Origin of the sequence: Photobacterium proteolyticum (assembly GCF_001939735.1) — a bacterium.
Lineage (GTDB): Bacteria > Pseudomonadota > Gammaproteobacteria > Enterobacterales > Vibrionaceae > Photobacterium > Photobacterium proteolyticum.
This window is the reverse complement of record NZ_MJIL01000065.1, coordinates 22,639-41,840: the sequence shown is the minus strand read 5'-3', so window position 1 is coordinate 41,840 and position 19,202 is coordinate 22,639. Positions and strand designations below refer to the sequence as shown.

Below are 19,202 nucleotides of genomic sequence, written 5' to 3'. Positions count from 1 at the left end.
TAAGCGAGCGGTAAGTATTTATGATACAAAGAGAAATAAAACAGAGGCAGATCACATTCAAATAAGAAGTTAGCGCAACATACCACGATGAATTTCCATTAAATCACACGCAAACGATAAACCAACAAATTCCTTTAATACCAAAGTGGTATTTGGATGGATTAACCGGAAGCTACTTCCTATATGGAAATCCATCACATGTTAAAGCGGCTTCCATCATACACTTGGCCGCCAGAAACCAGGGTTCCACTTAACTCGGTACATTACAGAACCTTGCCCTCCATATTCAGACATACCCTCAAGTTACCAGTCACACCTAATAAACTCCCAGAAAGCATACATGTAATACCTTCAAAGTTAATGTAATCGCCCTTAATACCCGGAAGGCTTATTTCATTTATAGTCACAGCAATAAACACACTGTTTACGTTAAAACACATTCAGTGCTTTTGATTTATTTTGGGGTTAGAAATAAATCAACTATTGATACATAACAAAAAAAATCTGTGAAATAAGTAGATAATCTCACCCTCAATAAAATCATTGATGAAAAGTTTGCGCATCATCACAAGGTGATAAAAGAATCGAGCTGTGCTATAATACTGAGCTTGTTTGTTAGCCAATTTTATGGCTGCTCGACACACTTTCGTCATGCTGGCGTGAGAACATCTTTCAAGGACGGACGACATAAGCAAAACATGGACACAAGAGCTGCCTTATGAAAGCAACCCGATGCTTTCATAAGGCAATATTTTTGTAAAAAATTTGTATTATCACTTAGAACTGAACATGAGAAGTTGCGTTTTTTTGATCTGGCCCGCAGTTTGTAGGCGTATTTCAACATAAATGCACGTCCGTTTTCAGGTATAACTCTGTGATTCAAATTTCCCTTGGGTAAAAGTTCGTCCGGAGACAATCCTCAATGAAAAAGACTAAGATCGTATGTACGATTGGACCTAAAACTGAATCAGTAGAGATGCTAACTAAGCTGGCTAACGCTGGCATGAACGTTATGCGTCTTAACTTCTCGCACGGTGACTTCGCAGAGCACGGTCAGCGTATCAACAACCTGCGTGAAGTAATGGCAGCGACTGGCAAGCAACTTGCTGTTCTGCTTGACACAAAAGGTCCTGAGATCCGTACAATCAAGCTAGAAAACGGTCAAGACTTTTCTCTGGTTGCAGGCCAGGAGTTCACTTTCACTACAGACACTTCTGTTATCGGTAACCAAGACCGCGTGGCGGTAACTTACCCTGGTTTCGCTAAAGACCTGACTAAAGGCAACACTATCCTGGTTGACGACGGTCTGATCGAGATGGAAGTACTAGAAACAACTGAAACTGAAGTTAAGTGTAAAGTACTTAACAACGGTGACCTGGGTGAAAACAAAGGTGTTAACCTACCAGGCGTTTCTGTAAAACTTCCAGCTCTTGCTGAAAAAGACAAAGCTGACCTTAAGTTCGGCTGTGAGCAAGGCGTTGACTTCGTTGCTGCTTCTTTCATCCGTAAAGCAGAAGACGTAAAAGAAATCCGCGAACTGCTAAATGCAAACGGCGGCGAGAAGATCCAGATCATCTCTAAGATCGAGAACCAGGAAGGTGTTGATAACTTCGACGCTATCCTAGAAGCTTCTGACGGTATCATGGTTGCTCGTGGTGACCTAGGTGTTGAGATCCCAGTTGAAGAAGTTATCTTCGCGCAGAAGATGATGATCGAGAAGTGTAACCGTGCACGTAAAGTAGTTATCACTGCAACTCAGATGCTTGACTCTATGATCAAGAACCCACGTCCAACTCGCGCAGAAGCGGGTGACGTTGCGAACGCAATCATGGACGGCACTGATGCAGTAATGCTTTCTGGTGAGTCTGCTAAGGGTAAATACCCAATCGAAGCTGTTACTATCATGGCTCAGATCTGTGAGCGTACTGATGCAGCTCTTAAAGCCGAGCTAGGCTCTCGCCTGGACAGCTCTCGTCTTCGCATTACAGAAGCTGTATGTAAAGGCGCTGTAGACACTTCTGAGAAGCTAAACGCACCACTAATCGTTGTTGCGACCGAAGCTGGTAAGTCTGCACGTTCTGTACGTAAGTACTTCCCAACTGCAAACATCCTAGCGGTAACAACGAACACTAAGACAGCTGCTCAGCTAGCACTGACTAAAGGTGTTACTCCTGTTGTTGTTGAATCTATCGACAGCACTGATGCTTTCTACGGCCGCGGTAAAGATCTTGCTCTTGAAACTGGCCTGGGCGCGAAAGGCGATATCGTTGTTATGGTATCTGGTGCGCTAGTACCTTCTGGTACAACTAACACTGCTTCAGTACACGTACTATAAGACGAATACTGAATCAAAAAAGGGAGCCACTGAGGCTCCCTTTTTTATCCCATCCAGCCAACGCTCTCTTTCTCTCTCACACCGCCAGCCCGAACCGAAGGAAGGCATTCCCCCCAAAGACCTGCACTTTGATTCACTTATCGATGCTTTTAGCCGTCAATAATGATCAATAACTTATCTCCATAGTATAAATCTGTAGTGATAAGCTGAAACGACTCACAGAACCAAGGGTTCGCTGTCGCCCCACTAGTTTTTCCGTCGTATACTCATTTTGTAGCAGATTCCCGCAAGGTATAATCCCGAACGACCAAACTCTTTTCTGGCTACGATTGGATTGGCTGATGCTTTTTTACCAATTAAATTCAATCAGCTACTACTAATACCCCCTAGGCGGTAATGCCTAGTATAAAAAACAATAAAAAATGAGGAACGCAGTGTCTAGTCCTACTTTGACCAACAAAGTCATGGAAATGATCCGACAAGATATCTTGCTCGGTGAACTGGCTCCGGGACAAAAGCTTGTTGTTGCTGACTTAAAAGCCCGTTATGACGTCGGTGCCTCCCCTATCCGGGAAGCGCTGGTACAACTGTCGTGGAAGAAATATGTTATTTTTGCCCCTCAGAAGGGCTGTTGGGTCGCACCCGTATCAATTGCCGAGCTTGAAGAGCTATTTGAAACCAGCCAGCTTCTGTCTCAAGCCCTACTTGAGCGAGCGATGAAAAACGGCGATGAGGCTTGGGAGCTCAATATCCTGACCAGCTATCACAAGCTCAGTCGAATCAACCCTGCAGATGCAGATGTCGATTTCAACGAATGGGAAAAGCGCCATAGCGATTTCCACCTTGCCTTGCTGGAGGGAAGTCAGTCAACCGTCATGCTTGGGCTCTATCGTGATGTCTACGAGCAAATAGAACGCTATCGGCATATCTGGGTTAGCCAGACACGTCATTATGAGGAGCGTTACCATGACAACGGCGAACATGAAGCGATGATGAAGGCTGTACTCAGCCGCAATCACCATGAAGCGCAGGCGCTTCTAAGTACCCACTCACAACGTGCCATTGAGATGATCAAAACCTATCTGTAAGTACTTACTCTTCGTACTTATTCTTGCTTGCTAACACTCCATCATGAGACCAGATCACCAGAAGATCTCTTTATGGTGAGTGTTTAGCAGCAGCACTGCCAACAAGAAGTACAGCGCACTGACATTAAATCCCAGCAAAAATAATCCAAGGGTGGTTAGCCTAACCAAAAATTTATTCACCATCGCCCCAACTCCTCTGCCACGCATTGTTTCCCGCCAAACTGTCCGCTATCGCAGCAGCGACTTAAGTCGAAAGCAACAAGCGAGTATGACAGTTTTGCGATAGCTATCAGGCGGTAACTGCCAGGCAAGAGAAGCCCTCGCAGCCCGATATTTCATGCTATCACCTATTAGACTTTAGTCTAAGATGCAGAGCCTTTCCGGGCAAGCTGTTAGACAGAGGCTGACCGAGAACCATGTTTTTGTTGGCTCCAAATAGCACAAGCCCGGCTCAGGATTCCCGAGCCGGGCTTGATACAACTAGCTGTCGTTCAGAACGTTAGGCTTTCAGTGCCCGCTCCCCGCGAGCAATACCGACCACACCACTTCGGGCCACTTCAACAATCTCTGTAGCTTCGGCGACAGCTGAAATAAACGCATCCAGCTTGTCACTGGTTCCCGCCAGCTGAATGGTGTAGATCTGAGTCGTCACATCGACTATCTGCCCCCGGAAGATATCAGCAGTCCGCTTAACCTCGGCGCGGGCAAAACCACTCGCCTTAACCTTAACCAGCATCAGCTCACGCTCGACATGGTCCGTTTCGGTCACATTGCTGACTTTGAGAATATCAATCAGTTTGTGCAGCTGCTTTTCAATTTGCTCTAGCGCAGCATCATCTTCCACATTGGTGGTAATATTTAGCCTGGACAAGGTCGGATCATCGGTCGGCGCTACCGTTAGCGATTCAATGTTGTAGCCTCGCTGGGAAAACAGGCCAACAACCCGTGATAATGCGCCCGATTCATTTTCAAGTAGTACTGATACAATCCTGCGCATTATGTTCTCTCCGTTTTGCTTAGCCACATTTCACTCATTGAACCACCACGAATCAGCATCGGGTACACGTGTTCGGTCTCGTCCACACTGATATCGATAAAGACCAGCTTGTCTTTCATCGCCAGTGCTTTTTCCAGCTCGCTTTCCAGTTGGTTAGGATCGGAAATCCGGACCCCGACGTGGCCGTAGGCCTCGGCGATAGCGGCAAAGTCAGGTACGGAGTCCATGTAGGAATGGGAGTGGCGTCCTTGGTAAATCATATCCTGCCACTGCTTCACCATGCCCAGGAAGCGGTTGTTGAGGTTGATGATCTTAACCGGGATATCATACTGCAGCGCCGTCGACAGCTCCTGGATGTTCATCTGGATACTACCGTCACCAGTGACACAAACCACTTCGGCATCCGGCAGCGCAAACTTCACGCCCATTGCAGCAGGCAGGCCAAAGCCCATGGTGCCCAGCCCGCCGGAGTTAATCCAGCGACGTGGCTTGTCAAACGGGTAGTACAGCGCGGCAAACATCTGGTGCTGGCCAACATCAGATGCCACGTAGGCATCACCGTCAGTCAGTTTGTACAGAACTTCAATCACTTCCTGCGGCTTGATCCGCTCACTGTTCTTGTTATAGCTCAGACACTTGCGGGCACGCCAGGACTCGATTTCGCTCCACCAGCTATCAATCGCCTGCTCGTCGCTGGTACCACTCTGGTCATCAATCAGCTTAAGCATGCTATTGAGTACCGTATCGGCCGAGCCGACAATCGGGATATCCACCGCGATGGTTTTCGAGATTGAAGACGGATCAATATCAATATGCATGATAGTGGCGTCAGGGCAGTACTTCTCGACGTTGTTGGTGGTCCGGTCATCAAAACGCACCCCGATGCCGAAGATCAGATCCGAATTGTGCATCGCCATATTGGCTTCATAGGTGCCGTGCATCCCCAACATGCCCAGGCAATTCTTGTGCGAGCCCGGAAAAGCGCCCAGCCCCATCAGGGTATTAACAACGGGAATGTTCAGCGATTCGGCAAGCTTCAGGATCTGCTCACCGCAGTCGGACATAATCGCACCGCCGCCAACGTACAGCACCGGCTTCTTGGCTGCCAGCAAAGCTTTGACACCGCGCTTGATCTGCCCTTTGTGACCCTGGGTCGTCGGGTTGTACGAGCGCATCGCGATCGACTCGGGATACTTATAGGGATACGTTTCAGCCGGGTTCAGCATATCCTTAGGGATATCGATGACAACAGGGCCCGGTCGGCCGCTGGATGCGATGTAGAATGCTTTTTTGACGATATCCGGGATATCTTCAGGGTTTTTAACGAGGAAACTGTGCTTGACGACCGGGCGGGAGATCCCCACCATGTCACACTCCTGGAAGGCATCATTGCCGATCAGGTTACTCATTACCTGGCCGGAAAAAACCACCATTGGAATTGAGTCCATGTAGGCTGTCGCAATACCGGTAACCGCATTGGTTGCACCGGGACCGGATGTAACCAGCACCACCCCGACTTCACCCGTTGCACGGGCATAACCATCGGCCATGTGTACTGCAGCCTGTTCGTGACGGACGAGAACGTGTTCAATATCGCTTTTCTCATGCAGTGCATCGTAGATATCAAGCACCGAGCCGCCAGGGTATCCGAAGATATGTTTTACGCCTTGATCGATCATCGAGCGAACGATCATGTCAGCGCCGGACAACATTTCCATATTTCTTGCCTCCAGGTCGCGTATATCATCCCATATAGCTAATTCTCCGGACCCAACCAAGCGACTGTAACCTGTTCAATGCCGTAAACCGCAGGAGTCAGTGACGCGTTTACAGAAAGAGACAGTATGGGTAGCACAATCGCCTTGTTGTGGCCGGACTTTTAGGTGTTTACACCACATCAATTAGCTATACGGGCTGATATAACATAGTTAGGGCTTATTTTTAGCCTAAATTGAAATCATGTTTACTTCTTCATGCTATGTGAGCCGCCGCCTGCCATAACAAACAACGGTAACCCGCAACAACTGTAACGCTTTTTTATCAATCAAGTCTATTGGCTAAAAGCAGTTCACATTATTCCTCTGCAACACCGTGAAATACGTCAGCTTCCTTCGGCCGGAGAGCTATGCAATAGAGATCATGGGCTGAATATAATGTAACAATGAGAAGATTCATCTGAAGGAAAGGGAAAAGATAAAGGCGAAACCAGGAGCTCTTCGCACAGCGACTCTTGATTCCCACGGCTATAGAGGAATAACAGGGACGAATAAAACACAAAAGGAGCCCGAAGGCTCCTTTATAAGAGGGTTGCAAAGCGGTATCAGTGGTGTCTCACCGACTTCTTATGGCTTTCTTCATACATCCGCTCAATTTCCTGATGATAACGGTCCTGGATCACCTTACGGCGCAGTTTCTGCGTCGGAGTCAGCTCTCCCTTGTCCATCGAGAATGCTATCGGCAGCAAGGTGAACTTTTTCACCTGTTCGAAGCGGGCCAAATCCTTCTGCAGTTCAACCACTCGCTTCTCGATCAGCTCCACGATCTGGCTGTGCTTAACCAGCTCAAGGCGATCCTGGTATTTGATGTTGAGCTCACGGGCATGCTCTTCCAGCGTCTCGAAACAAGGGACAATCAAGGCCGAGACGAACTTGCGGGTATCGGCAATTACGGCAATCTGCTCGATAAAGTGATCTTTACCGATAGCGCCTTCTATCACCTGCGGCGCAATATACTTACCGCCCGAGGTTTTCATCAGCTCCTTGATGCGATCGGTGATAAACAGGTTGCCTGCCTCGTCAAACTCACCGGCATCACCTGTTTTCAGGAAGCCGTCTTCCGTGAAGTTCTTGGCGGTCTCTTCCGGCATCTTGTAATAACCACGCATGACCATCGGGCCACGGACTAGGATTTCGCTATTGCCACCAATCTTGACCTCGGCGCCCGGCATCGGTATCCCGATAGAGTCCGGGTTAAAACAGGTGTCGTCCCAGCAGGAAACGGTCGCCGTGGTTTCGGTCATGCCGTAGCCCAGCTTGACGTTAACGCCAATGGCATGGAAGAAACGGCCGATACTGGCATCAAGCTTGGCACCACCACACGGCATAAACTTGATCTGACCGCCGAGAATTTCACGCAGCTTCGACAGCACCAGCTTATCCGCCAGCTTGTAGCTCTTGTTGAGCATCAGCGAAGGTTTACGCTGCTGCTGACGACACAGGGCCATCCGCGCGCCCATATTGACCGCCCAGGTAAAAATCACCTTGCGATGGAAAGGCGCTTTCGCCACCTTATCGTGAACCGCAGAATAGATTTTTTCATACACCCGCGGTACCGCAGACATGACGTTCGGCTTCACGTCTACCAAGGTTTCTTTCAGCTTATTGGTATCTGACAGATAGCAGTTTACGCCGCCACGGTGCAGTACGTAGAAGGTCCAGGCACGCTCGAACACATGAGACAGCGGCAGGAAGCAAAGCGACGTATCCCCCTCATCAAGGGCAAGATTGGTATCATGGCCTTCCAGCTGCGAGCCAATATTCGCATAATCCAGCATGACCCCTTTTGGCGTCCCTGTAGTACCAGAGGTATAGATCAGGGTCAGCAGGTCGTCCATTGCAGTCTGTTCGAGGCGCTGTGCCAATTCAGTTTCGATGTCAGCAGAGGCTTCGCTAGCAACTTGACCAGCAAAATCATGGTAGCGGCAAACTAAAGGATGATCGGCCAGCTCGACAGCATCAGACATTACAACGATACGCTCTAGCTGCGGGCATTCTGCGATTATTTCTACCGCTGCATCATGCTGGGCCTGCTCGCCGACAAACAGAATACGAACATCGGCATTATTAATGATATAGGCAGCCTGCTGCGGCGTGCTGGTCGGGTAGATAGGCACTGTCACGCAACGGTTATAGAGGGCAGCAAAATCTGCAATGGTCCAGCGCGGCATGTTGTTGGAGAAAATACCGACCTTGTCCTGGACATTCAGCCCCTGGCTAAGCATTGCCAAGGCAAGTTGGTGGATCTGCTCACCAAACTCCGTCCAACTTATATCCTGCCACTGGTCCCCGACCTGATGACGCAATGCCACCCGATCACCCAAACGGGCAATCTGGGCACGAATTCGATTTACGATATGAAAATCACGTTCAGCCATAACTACTCTGCCATTCTGGCTTACACCTGTAAGCCTATTAGAGATAGCGAAGTCTACAGTCGGTACCAGAAAAGGCAACTGTAAAGCGGTATATTTTATTTTTTATGTCGTGGCGATCCCAGTCCCTATCCCTGCCGGTACAGGCCTGATACGAGTTATTAAAAGAAATAATACAAAGTGTAAGAAATTATGGCCGCCGGGCAGGAGGCAGGGCCCGGCGATCACAAGAAGCCAGCAGGCGCTGGCTTCTTAAGCAGTGGCTAGTCGTGGTTAGTACGAGCTGTCACCACAGACGTTCAGCAGTTGATCTCGCATCCAGATATGGCCTTTGTCCTTCTGAGACGATTCATGCCAGCTCAGGTAACCGCAGATTTTTGCCGATTCAAACGGTAACGGTAGAATTTTCAGCTGCTGCGACTGGGCAGCCGACTCAGCCAGCCAACGCGGCATAACCGCAATCAAATCAGACTGGCCAGCCACATACATAATGTTGCTCAGGCTCGCGCCCTGGTAAGCTTCATGGTACGAATTGTGCTGGTTATAAATATGATCCGCAAACAGCTTGACGCCCGGAATCGACTTCAGCACCGCGTGTTTCTCTGCCGCAAACTCTGCCTCGGTGATCGTATCGCCAATACGCGGGTGGTTACCGGCCGCAATCACGACCAGTTCGTCACTGAACAGCTCGGTACTGCAAAAGCCCGGCTCGTCAAAGCGTACATAGTCAATCACAAAGTCAACTTCCTGATAGCGCATCTTCTGGGCAAGTTCAGCATCCAGCTCTGCTTCTAGCTGCATACGCAAGTTAGGGGCCTGCTCGGCCACGTTAGTTAAAATACGTGGAGCAAAGCGCATGTCCGACGGGCTGCAAATAGCCAGCTTGAAAGTACGGCTTGACGTCTCCGGTGAAAAGATAGAAGACGGCAATTCGTTTTTTACCAACTGGAGCGCCTGGCGCACCGGACCGAACAATTGCTTCGCACGTTGGGTTGGCTGGATCCCACGGCCATGACGGATAAACAACTCATCATTGAACATCACTTTCAGGCGTGCCACAGCGTTACTTACCGCAGGCTGCGACATACCCAAATTATGGGCGGCACGGGTAATGTTTTGCTCTTGCATCACCGCATCAAATACAGTCAGAAGATTCAGGTCAACACTTCTTAGATTTGACTCCATTCTATAGCTATCAGTCGGATGAATAGATGAAGTTTTTCGCGTCATATTTTGCCTCTACTTGAATTAAATTTGGGGCAAAATCCGTTATGCCACCGCTGAATAAAAGAGCTTCTCCTCTGCTCTTACCACTGTCTCCCTGTTCGGGATGCGGCCAGTATTATTCAAATAGATTGACGAAACCAATAGGCGAAACTCAGCAAATATAAAGACTTATAAGCAAATACTAAAGTTCAGAATACAAACCAAATGAAATCAATACCTTAGAGTGGTTATAAAAAGTTATAAAATCTCTATAAATTAAATAAAGGCGCAATTATAAGCAAAAAATGACGCCTTATTGAGCAATTAATCACCACACCTATTCGACTGAAAAAGCAATTTTACGGCTTATCAATAAGTCCCAGTGATTGAAAATATACGCTTCTCGGCTTCCTGAGATGAGTCAAACTCGACCATTAAATCATGCACCAAATCGGGAAACTCAACCTGCTGCCAAAGCCGCTGCCATAATTCATCACAGTTATACCAATCACCGGCGATAACCCAGCGTGCGATCGCCTGAGCAACATCGGGAATTTTAACCATCCCGGCCGCATCTGTGTCCAGCCACAAGCGAACAGCAGAAGGGTCAAGATGGACCATCGACATCGCCAGCCCCATTTGCTCCAGCGTTGCCACATTACTCTGCTGTTCATACTGGCCCTGCAGCGGCTTTAGCAATAACTTTTTCCCCAACCCGATGGCTTCAGACGGCAGCTCGAAACCGCCATTGGCAATTACCCCGGCGCAGCGTTGCAAACGGTAATGGAAGCTTTCCCGGTTCAATGCCCTGATACTGATATTTTCCAGCTCCTGATCGTCGGTGACGGCTGGGTGATAGCAATAAAAATGCTGCTGGGAAAAACGCGACAACAATGCCAGTACCTTGCCCAGCTCTTCAAAGGGCAGGTATACCAATACACTGCCGTCATTGCGGATCTGGCTACTATGGGTTGGTGGTACTATCGGCGGCAAAATCATATGCCCGAAATGGTGCCAATGCAGCCCTAGCTGCTGCGAGGTAGGCGCAAAGTGCCGGGTGATCAGGCGATCACTCCACCCTTCTCCCTTCTTGGGCACCGGGTGCAGGAAAGCATTCTGGTGGCTGATCCCGATACTATGTACCTGCTGCCTCTTGGCCGCCCATGCTGACACCGGCTCAAAATCATTCAGTACGACATCATACTGGTTCAAATCCATGACCTTCACATCCTGCAGGAACTTGGTCGGGTGATTGTTTGTCACGGTTTTCCATTGGTTGAGCTGGCCATTTTCAGTTACGAAGGTCAGCCCGCGACGAGTCTGAAAGTTCCCGAAACAGGCCATATCAAAGTAGTGCTCCGGCGGCCTGCCGGAGAACAGATAGTCCACCTCGACATCTAGCTGACTAAAGGCCCGCGCCATTTCCCGGGCCCGTGAAATATGACCATTGCCGGTACCTTGTACACCGTAAAGTATCTTCATAATGTCCCCTGAACGAAATCGAAGCAGATCAGTCCGAGCAATGCGCCCGCCACAATATCACTGATGAAATGCACCCCGAGCAGTACCCGGGACAAGCCGATAAGTGCCGCCCATGGCCACACGAGCCAAGCCGCTGCCGGATAAAACGCCGAGATAAGCGAGGCCATGATGAACGCGGCAGCCGTATGCCCGGAAGGCAAACTGTATTTATCGGAGGGTTTAATAAAGCTCGGCAGGTGGCTGGGCCGACTGCGCTTGAATGCGTTTTTAAGCAGCCAATACACCGGCAGCTCGATTAAAAATGCCAGCAAGCCGAGAACGAGCACCTGACTGCCTTGTTGTTCATCGGTCAGCCATACCGTCATGCCGAAAACGGCATACAGCGGGCCGTCTCCCGAACGAGAAACCGCCCGGCTCATAGCAGCCACCTGATAATTAAACCGGTGGCACAGGCAAAGAGTAGAAAAGGCATTATCAAAACGCTGTATCGGTGCGAGAACGGCCATCATTGAGTCCTTCACTGATTAAATTATCGTCAGACTAAAAAAGCGAGATGACAGTGCCGTGACGTTTTCAAGGAGGCTCAATGACAAAACACGCCAGTGTGAAAGCCTGGCCAGGCATCAGACAAAAAAACGGGACCAACTGGTCCCGTTTGAGAGTGTGATGGCAATAGCGGTCTAGGCCGGCACAAGTTCCTCGTGCTTTCGCACCAGGTTGAAGTCGGCAAGAATGGCGTAGGCCGCCGGGATCATAAACAGTACCAGCAGGGTCGAGGTAAAGATCCCAAATACGATTGATATCACCAGCGGCTGGATCACCTGTGCCTGCAAGCTGGTTTCCAGCAGCAGCGGCAGCAACCCGGCCGCCGTTGTCAGAGAGGTCAGGAACACGGCACGAAAACGCTCCCGGCTCGCTTTCACTACGGCATCATGCACGCTGTCACCATCATCGACATGGTGGCGGATATACTGCACCAGCAAGATAGAGTCATTGACGACCACCCCCGCAAGGGAAACGAAGCCCATGATACTGGGCATGCTCAGGGCAAAGCCCAATAACCAGTGCCCCCAGAAAACGCCGATTAATGCCAACGGGATCGCCAACAACACCACGAACGGCTCCAGATAGCTTCGGAACTGGTAGCTGAGGATCACAAACACCCCGAAGATACCCAGCATAAAACCAATCCCCATCGACTGACCGGTTTGCGCCGTATCTTTGGCCTCGCCTTCAAAATCAAACCGCAGGCCCGGATATGCTTGCTGCAACTCGGGCATCAGGCGATTACGGAACTGACGGGTAATTTCCGTCGAGCTGATCTTGCTACTATCGAGATCGGCAAACACACTCAGCGTCCGGACCCCGTTGATCCGCTGAATACGGACAAAGTTACGCTGATATTCCAACACGGCAACCGAGGCTAGCGGGATCTGACTGCCATCGCCCAGGATCACCGGAAAGCTTGCCAACGTCTGGAGGTTGGCCGCCTCCTGCTTGTCAAAGCGCACCTCGACCTCGATATTCTCCGGACCAATCTGAATTTCATCGGCTGTCTGACCAAAGTAGGCCGCCCGCAGCTGAGAGGCAATCATCTGACCGTCAATGCCGAAGCTTTCGGCCCCCGGACGCAGTTTGACCAGTACCTCCTGCTTACCCATCCGCATGTCATCCAGCACACCGGACACACCGTCAAACTCATTCAGGAACTGCTGCAGTTCAATCGAAGCGCCCTTGAGCATCTCAAGATCGTCATGCTGCATCCGAATTTCGACCGCCCGGCCACCCGGCCCGACCATCGGCTGCTTAAAGACCATGGACACCGGCGCGGCAATCACCCCGACTTCCTCACGCCAGGCAGCAATAAACTCATCGATCAGGCTATTGCGCGATTCAGCGCCCAGCATATCCAGCCTTACCGTGGCGACATGCGGGCCGTTTTCATCGGCGTCGGCATTGAAGTTATATTGCGCAGTAATATGCTCGACGAGCGTCTGCCCGCCTTCCCGCTCGTCACTCCACTCACGGTTAAGCTTTTCAGCGGCCGTGATGATTTCATCGACCACCAGTTCGGTCTGGGCCAATGACGCTCCCGGCGGCAGGATCACCCGGGCTTCGGCAATATCACCGTCAAGCTCGGGGAAGCCGACAAACTTCAGCGCGCCGCCAGCGAGCAAGGAGAAAGAAATCAACAACATCGCAATCACGCAGCCCAGAAACAGGTAGCGCCAGCGCACCACGGTATCGACCGCAGTCACCAACTGGTTGTTACGAAATGTCTCAAAGCGCTTGAGAAAACGGGCCTTGAATGCCAGCGGCGGCCGCTCATGCCGGCCTCTTGCCTGCTGCTTTTGCAGCGAATGGCTCAGGTGGTTAGGCAGGATAAGGAAGGCCTCAACCAGGCTGATGGTCAGCACCAGGATCAGCACCATAGGGACCACCTTGAGAACGGCCCCCATCTCCCCTTCCAAAAACAGCAGGCTTCCAAAAATACACACTGTCGTGAGATAAGAGGAAAGCACACCAGGGAAGACTTTCTTCACCCCATCGGAAACCGCATCGGGGATCGTCAGCCCTCGCTCGAGGTGGGCAGCAATCGATTCGGCAATCACTATGGCATCATCCATCATGATACCAATCGCCATAAGCAGAGCGACCAACGACATGATGTTAATCGACAAACCAAGGCCAGCCATCAGGAACAGGCTGCCAAGAAAGGCCACCGGCAACCCGGCCGCCACCCAGAACGAATAACGGAACGTGAAAAACAGCCACATGGTGGCAAATACCAGCACCACCCCCTGCCAGCCATTTTTCACCATCATGGTCAGGCGATCCCACAAGACCGAGGAGATATCGTTGGTCAGATTAAGCGTGACGCCGGTCGGCGCGATTTGGTTCTCATCCTCGACAAACTGCACCACCCGCTCTTTGATCCGCAAGGCATCATCTGCCTTGTTCTTGCTGATCTTCAGCAGCGCCGACGGCTGGCCGTCGAACAGCACTTTTTGTTCATCCAGCTCGAACCGGTCGGTAATGGTTGCAATGTCTCCCAGCCGCAGCAGGGCTCCTTCACTATCGGCACCGATCACGGTGCTGGCCAGCGTGTCCGGAGTGATCTTCTGCTCATCAAACCGGATCAACAGGTTTTTCTCCGCCAGCTCAATATTGCCGCTCGGTAACTTCAAGTTCTGACGCGAAAGGCGATCAGCAACATCACCGACACTGAGACCCAACTGGCGCAGCGGGGCTTCTTTCAGCTCCACCCGAAGCTGGTGATCGGAGAAACCGGCCACTTCAACCAGGGATACGCCGTAATCCAGCTTCAGCTTGCGCTTCAGCTGCTCGGCATAGGCCTTGAGGTGTGGCCAGCTGGTATCGGCACTGATAGCCACATCAACGACTGGCTCGTTCCAGTCCAGCTCGCGGACGATCGGTGATTCGATTTGCGTCGGGAAGTCATTGATGGCGTTGATTTGGGTCTGGACATCCACCAGCATCCGCGACACCACATCACTGCCGGTCAACTTAAGGATCAGCGAAGCAGCCCCCTCCACAGCCTCGCAGCGGGTCTCCTCGATATTCGCCAACCCATCGACCGCATCTTCCATCCGCATACAAATGCTCTCTTCGACTTCCTGCGGCGAAGCCCCCGGGTACACGACTGAAGCAATAATGTAAGGCGGCGAGAATTCAGGAAAAGTTTCCCGCTTGATCTGCGGCAGGGAGACCAGGCCGAAGATCAGCAGGGCCAACATCAACAGGTTGGCTGCTGTCGGATGACGAGAAAAATAACGGATCATAACGCAGGCTCCTCATCCTTCTGGCTTGCCCCGTCATTGTCTTGCTGACTCGCCTCTGTCACCGCCAGACCATTTCGAGTGACCACCTGAAGTGCCATACCGGACACCGCCGGCAGCAAATCATTAACGACAAGCTGCTGCCGGGATGATAGCTCACCCGCGATAGCAACCTTGCCAGCCCGGCGGAACAGCACGGTAACTGACTGAATCTGCAACGTATTATTCTCTGCAACCAGGTAAATCTTATCACCATGCAGTGCCCGCTCCGGGATCACCCAGTGGGCATTGTCCTGTCCGGACAAACGCGCCTCGACAAACATGCCGTTGACCAATGGCGGCGCATCTTCCGGGGAAAGCTGGCTGTAATCCTGATCCACCTCGAGGATCACCCCGACCGTGGCCTGATTGGCACTGACGGTATCGCTGATCCGGGTAACCTTCGCCGGCCACTGCTGCTGGAAGCTACCGCTAGAGAGCTGGATACTCGCCGTCAGATCAAGCTGATCAGCCCGCGGACGGCCATCGGCATGTGCCGTATACTGGGTCAGGCTCGATGCCAATACCTGCATATCATGGAGCGCAACCTGAGCATCGATTTCCACGGTATCAATCCCGTGGGCAATCACCATACTTTGCTGGGCATTGACCACCTGATCCTGTTCGATATCGACACTGGAGATCCGAGCATCCACTGGCAGAGTGATCACGGTTTTCTCCAGCGAGCGTCTGGCCTCGGCAACCCGAGACTGGTTAACTTCCAGCTGTGCGACGGTGACTTTGCGTTCATTGGGCAGCACAATCAGCTGATTCTCGATATCCTGGACCACCTTCTGGCTGGCGAGGGTGTTTTGCAACTCTAGATCAACAGCAGACTGCGAGGTTAGCCCCTTGCCACGCAGCTCTTTCTTGCGGGTCAGCTCTTTTTGGCTGATGGCCAACCGGTTTTTCTCAATCTTCAGCGTCGTTTTCAGGTTCTGCTCTTCCTGGGCCAACTTGGCTAGCTGAGCCTGACTTGAACTAACATCCGCTTCGGCCTGGGCCAGACGGAGTTCGTAATCCAGGGGATCAATTTTCAGCAAGGTCGTGCCAGCATCCAGTACCCGACCTTTCTCCAGCCCGGGATGGCGATACACCACCTTGCCGGATACCTCGGCAATGGCCTGCCATTCGACTTTGGGCTTAACCCGGCCAAATCCGGTCACCACAGGGGCCAGAGGCAGCTGCTGCAGGCTAATCACATCAACCGGCCGCGCCTTGTTCAACACCGGCTTGACTGCCGGGGTCGAGCGCAGATTAATCGCCAGCGCCAACACGGCCACACCAACCAGTATCGCCGGCAAAATCAATAGTTTTCTATTAAGCTTCATCATTGGTACGGCCCCCCTGCGCTAAAATACCGTGAAGCAACACATCGACATTATGATCAGCAAGTTCCATCAGCCACTCTTCATTCAATTCAATTCCTTGCAACCCAAGCAGAGCCGGCGGGGCCAGAAACGGAAAAACCATCATGCTGATAAAGGTCATCCTTGCCTTTTTCGGCGACACATCATCACGTAATATCCCGGCACGGCTCATCTGCTCCAACATTAAATCTTCTGCCGGAAACGCTATTTCGCTGAAAATCTTTTCCATGGAACGCCGCTGCAAATCTCCGGGCTCCATCATCATCGTACGTACAATCAATTTCGGCAGATCAGGACTTGGCGCCATGATTCGGTAGTAGGTCCGCATCAGATCGCCCACACTGTCCGCATCACCGACCTTGATCACCCGCTTTAACTGGGCACGGATCGGCTCCAGTGTTTCACGTAACATGGTCTCAAACAGGCCAGCCTTGTTCCCAAAGTAATAACGGATCAGCGCCACATTGACATCAGCCCGTGACGCAATCATCCGGGTCGATACTTTGCTGTAGGGAAGGGCGACAAAGAGCTTTCTCGCCTCTGTTATTAACCTCTCCCGCGCATCAGAATCCCCGCTGGGGCGACCTGCTTTTCCCGACATAATTCCTTCTATCACTCATTGTTAATTAATCACCTGATTAATAATTTACTTCATACTTCTACCTTGGCTGTAACGAATTTATTCACATCAAATTAATCATTTGATTAATTTTATATCAGCGAGAAATTTCTGCCGTTATCCTCTTCACACCGGCACACTGTTAACAAATCGGGTAGTTACCCAAATCAGCCAGGGCTATCACTTTTAGCCAGTCATTCACCGTAACCATTTCTGCAGCCGCCATCCCCCTAACTGCACCAAAGAATAAATCCATTACTAATCATATGAATAGCTACATTTGAAAAATAAATATTCAATTAGTGGTTGACGTTTAACCTGTCTATTTGGTATTCATTTGTTAATCAACTTTGTGGATATCATTTAAAAAATGAAAAATCGTTTCTCTCTGCTCCTTAGCCTCCTCATTATCGTGAATAATTCGCGCGGGTAGCTGATGGGTGAGAAACACCACCAAGAATTCTAAAAAACCCGCGCAGAAAGCGCGGGTTTTTTTATATAACAGAGCCGGCGCAAGCGGATGCAGACAATGCCTAGACAGGCAGGCCAACATAAGGAAGAAGCAATGAAAGATCAGGTCATTATTTTCGATACCACTTTGCGCGACGGTGAGCAGGCACTTTCCGCCAGCTTGACGGTAAAAGAAAAACTGCAGATTGCTTATGCCTTGGAGCGAATGGGCGTCGATGTGATTGAGGCGGGGTTTCCGATTTCCTCCCCGGGCGATTTTGAATCGGTGCAGACCATTGCCAAGCACATCAAAAACAGCCGGGTCTGCGCCTTGTCCCGTGCCGTAGCCAAAGACATTGATGTCGCCGCCGAATCCCTAAAAGTTGCCGAAGCCTTCCGAATCCACACTTTCATCTCGACCTCCACCATCCATGTTCAGGACAAACTGCGCCGCAGCTATGACGATGTGATCGAGATGGGGGTTGCCGCCGTCAAGCGTGCCCGCAACTATACCGACGATGTCGAGTTCTCGTGCGAAGATGCCGGCCGTACCCCGATTGACAACCTGTGCCGGATGGTCGAGGCCGCCATCAATGCCGGAGCCAATACCATCAACATCCCGGATACCGTCGGCTACACCCTGCCGAACGAATTCGGCGGCATTGTCTCCCAACTGTTCGAACGTGTTCCTAACATCGACAAGGCCGTGATTTCGGTACACTGCCATGACGATCTGGGCATGTCCGTTGCTAACTCAATGGCTGCCGTCCAGGCCGGTGCCCGTCAGGTAGAAGGCACCATCAACGGTATCGGTGAACGCGCCGGTAACTGTTCGCTGGAAGAAATCGCGATGATCATCAAAACCCGCGCCGACTTCCTGGGTGTCCATACCAACATCAAGCACGATGAGATCCACCGTACCAGCAAGATGGTGAGCCAGCTTTGCAACATGCCGATCCAGGCCAACAAGGCCATTGTCGGTGCCAATGCCTTCAGCCACTCCTCGGGGATCCACCAGGACGGGATGCTGAAGAACAAAAACACCTACGAGATCATGACGCCCGAGTCGATTGGTCTTAAGAATCAGGCGCTGAACCTGACCAGCCGCTCTGGTCGTGCCGCGGTGAAGAGCCATATGGACACCCTGGGCTATACCGAAAACGAGTATAACCTGGACGAGCTGTATGCCGACTTCCTGAAGCTGGCCGACCGCAAGGGGCAGGTCTTCGACTACGACCTGGAAGCCCTGATGCACTTTGCCAACCTGCGCGAGGAAGATGACTTCTTCAAGCTGAACTACCTGAGTGTTCAGTCCGGCAGCGTGATGGCAACCACCAGTATCAAATTGCAGTGCGGTGAAGAAGAGAAGTGCGAAGCCGCTGTCGGTAACGGCCCGGTTGACGCACTATACCAGTGTATCTACCGCCTGACCGGCTACGAGATCGTACTGGACAAGTTCGACCTGACCGCCAAGGGTGAAGGTGAGGACGGACTGGGACAGGCCGATATTATCGCCAACTACAAAGGCCGCAAGTACCACGGTACGGGCCTGGCCACCGATATTGTCGAGGCATCGGGGCAGGCACTGCTTCACGTCATCAACAGTATTCACCGCGCCGATCAAATTGCAGAACTTAAACAAAAATCCCATATGGAGACAGTATAA

13 protein-coding genes are annotated in these 19,202 nt (G+C 51.0%); 3 read left to right on the top strand and 10 right to left on the bottom strand.

Annotation, left to right across the window (positions count from 1 at the left end):
• The first annotated feature begins 922 nt into the window (after positions 1-922).
• Both pykF and BIT28_RS10715 read left to right on the top strand, forming a co-directional pair.
• Positions 923-2,335 carry a pyruvate kinase PykF gene (gene pykF, locus BIT28_RS10720; protein ID WP_075763548.1) on the top strand — a complete coding sequence of 471 codons (1,413 nt, stop codon included), beginning with the start codon at positions 923-925 and terminating at the stop codon, positions 2,333-2,335.
• Between the two features lie 422 nt (positions 2,336-2,757).
• Complete coding sequence (locus tag BIT28_RS10715) at positions 2,758-3,423, top strand: GntR family transcriptional regulator (RefSeq protein ID WP_175577516.1); 666 nt, start codon at positions 2,758-2,760, stop codon at positions 3,421-3,423.
• A 54-nt stretch (positions 3,424-3,477) separates the two neighbouring features.
• On the opposite strand, the gene BIT28_RS30185 is transcribed toward BIT28_RS10715, so the two are convergent.
• The 10 genes from BIT28_RS30185 to BIT28_RS10670 form a co-directional block, all read right to left on the bottom strand.
• On the bottom strand, positions 3,478-3,606 hold the full coding sequence (locus BIT28_RS30185; protein ID WP_255724956.1) for a hypothetical protein: 129 nt from the start codon (positions 3,604-3,606) through the stop codon (positions 3,478-3,480).
• Positions 3,607-3,922: 316 nt separating this feature from the next.
• Positions 3,923-4,420, bottom strand: a complete 498-nt coding sequence (gene ilvN, locus BIT28_RS10710) for an acetolactate synthase small subunit (RefSeq protein ID WP_075763546.1) — start codon at positions 4,418-4,420, stop codon at positions 3,923-3,925.
• Positions 4,420-6,138, bottom strand: a complete 1,719-nt coding sequence (locus BIT28_RS10705; protein ID WP_075763545.1) for an acetolactate synthase 3 large subunit — start codon at positions 6,136-6,138, stop codon at positions 4,420-4,422. Before BIT28_RS10705 ends, ilvN begins: the two co-directional genes overlap by 1 nt.
• A gap of 602 nt (positions 6,139-6,740) precedes the next feature.
• Positions 6,741-8,573: an AMP-dependent synthetase/ligase gene (locus tag BIT28_RS10700; protein WP_075763544.1), complete on the bottom strand. Its 1,833-nt coding sequence runs from the start codon at positions 8,571-8,573 to the stop codon at positions 6,741-6,743.
• Between the two features lie 270 nt (positions 8,574-8,843).
• A complete protein-coding gene (leuO, locus tag BIT28_RS10695; protein ID WP_075763543.1) occupies positions 8,844-9,800 on the bottom strand; it encodes a transcriptional regulator LeuO in 957 nt (318 codons plus the stop codon).
• A gap of 345 nt (positions 9,801-10,145) precedes the next feature.
• A complete protein-coding gene (locus tag BIT28_RS10690; protein WP_075763542.1) occupies positions 10,146-11,258 on the bottom strand; it encodes an MJ1255/VC2487 family glycosyltransferase in 1,113 nt (370 codons plus the stop codon).
• Entirely contained in the window at positions 11,255-11,764 is a 510-nt protein-coding gene (locus tag BIT28_RS10685; protein WP_075763541.1) for a phosphatase PAP2 family protein, read from the bottom strand. The genes BIT28_RS10690 and BIT28_RS10685 overlap by 4 nt, the downstream gene beginning before the upstream one ends.
• A 174-nt stretch (positions 11,765-11,938) precedes the next feature.
• Positions 11,939-15,061: an efflux RND transporter permease subunit gene (locus BIT28_RS10680; RefSeq protein WP_075763540.1), complete on the bottom strand. Its 3,123-nt coding sequence runs from the start codon at positions 15,059-15,061 to the stop codon at positions 11,939-11,941.
• A complete protein-coding gene (locus tag BIT28_RS10675) occupies positions 15,058-16,428 on the bottom strand; it encodes an efflux RND transporter periplasmic adaptor subunit (RefSeq protein ID WP_075763567.1) in 1,371 nt (456 codons plus the stop codon). Before BIT28_RS10675 ends, BIT28_RS10680 begins: the two co-directional genes overlap by 4 nt.
• Positions 16,418-17,068, bottom strand: coding sequence for a TetR/AcrR family transcriptional regulator (locus tag BIT28_RS10670; RefSeq protein WP_075763539.1), 651 nt, complete (start codon positions 17,066-17,068; stop codon positions 16,418-16,420). Before BIT28_RS10670 ends, BIT28_RS10675 begins: the two co-directional genes overlap by 11 nt.
• Positions 17,069-17,651: 583 nt before the next feature.
• On the opposite strand from BIT28_RS10670, the gene leuA reads away from it, so the two are divergent.
• Positions 17,652-19,202 carry a 2-isopropylmalate synthase gene (gene leuA / locus BIT28_RS10660; protein ID WP_075763538.1) on the top strand — a complete coding sequence of 517 codons (1,551 nt, stop codon included), beginning with the start codon at positions 17,652-17,654 and terminating at the stop codon, positions 19,200-19,202.

Coding starts and splice junctions, on each gene's coding strand:
- pykF (WP_075763548.1), top strand. CDS start 923: ATGAAAAAGACTAAGATCGTATGTACGATTGGACCTAAAACTGAATCA.
- BIT28_RS10715 (WP_175577516.1), top strand. CDS start 2,758: ATGAGGAACGCAGTGTCTAGTCCTACTTTGACCAACAAAGTCATGGAA.
- BIT28_RS30185 (WP_255724956.1), bottom strand. CDS start 3,606: ATGGTGAATAAATTTTTGGTTAGGCTAACCACCCTTGGATTATTTTTG.
- ilvN (WP_075763546.1), bottom strand. CDS start 4,420: ATGCGCAGGATTGTATCAGTACTACTTGAAAATGAATCGGGCGCATTA.
- BIT28_RS10705 (WP_075763545.1), bottom strand. CDS start 6,138: ATGGAAATGTTGTCCGGCGCTGACATGATCGTTCGCTCGATGATCGAT.
- BIT28_RS10700 (WP_075763544.1), bottom strand. CDS start 8,573: ATGGCTGAACGTGATTTTCATATCGTAAATCGAATTCGTGCCCAGATT.
- leuO (WP_075763543.1), bottom strand. CDS start 9,800: ATGACGCGAAAAACTTCATCTATTCATCCGACTGATAGCTATAGAATG.
- BIT28_RS10690 (WP_075763542.1), bottom strand. CDS start 11,258: ATGAAGATACTTTACGGTGTACAAGGTACCGGCAATGGTCATATTTCA.
- BIT28_RS10685 (WP_075763541.1), bottom strand. CDS start 11,764: ATGGCCGTTCTCGCACCGATACAGCGTTTTGATAATGCCTTTTCTACT.
- BIT28_RS10680 (WP_075763540.1), bottom strand. CDS start 15,061: ATGATCCGTTATTTTTCTCGTCATCCGACAGCAGCCAACCTGTTGATG.
- BIT28_RS10675 (WP_075763567.1), bottom strand. CDS start 16,428: ATGAAGCTTAATAGAAAACTATTGATTTTGCCGGCGATACTGGTTGGT.
- BIT28_RS10670 (WP_075763539.1), bottom strand. CDS start 17,068: ATGTCGGGAAAAGCAGGTCGCCCCAGCGGGGATTCTGATGCGCGGGAG.
- leuA (WP_075763538.1), top strand. CDS start 17,652: ATGAAAGATCAGGTCATTATTTTCGATACCACTTTGCGCGACGGTGAG.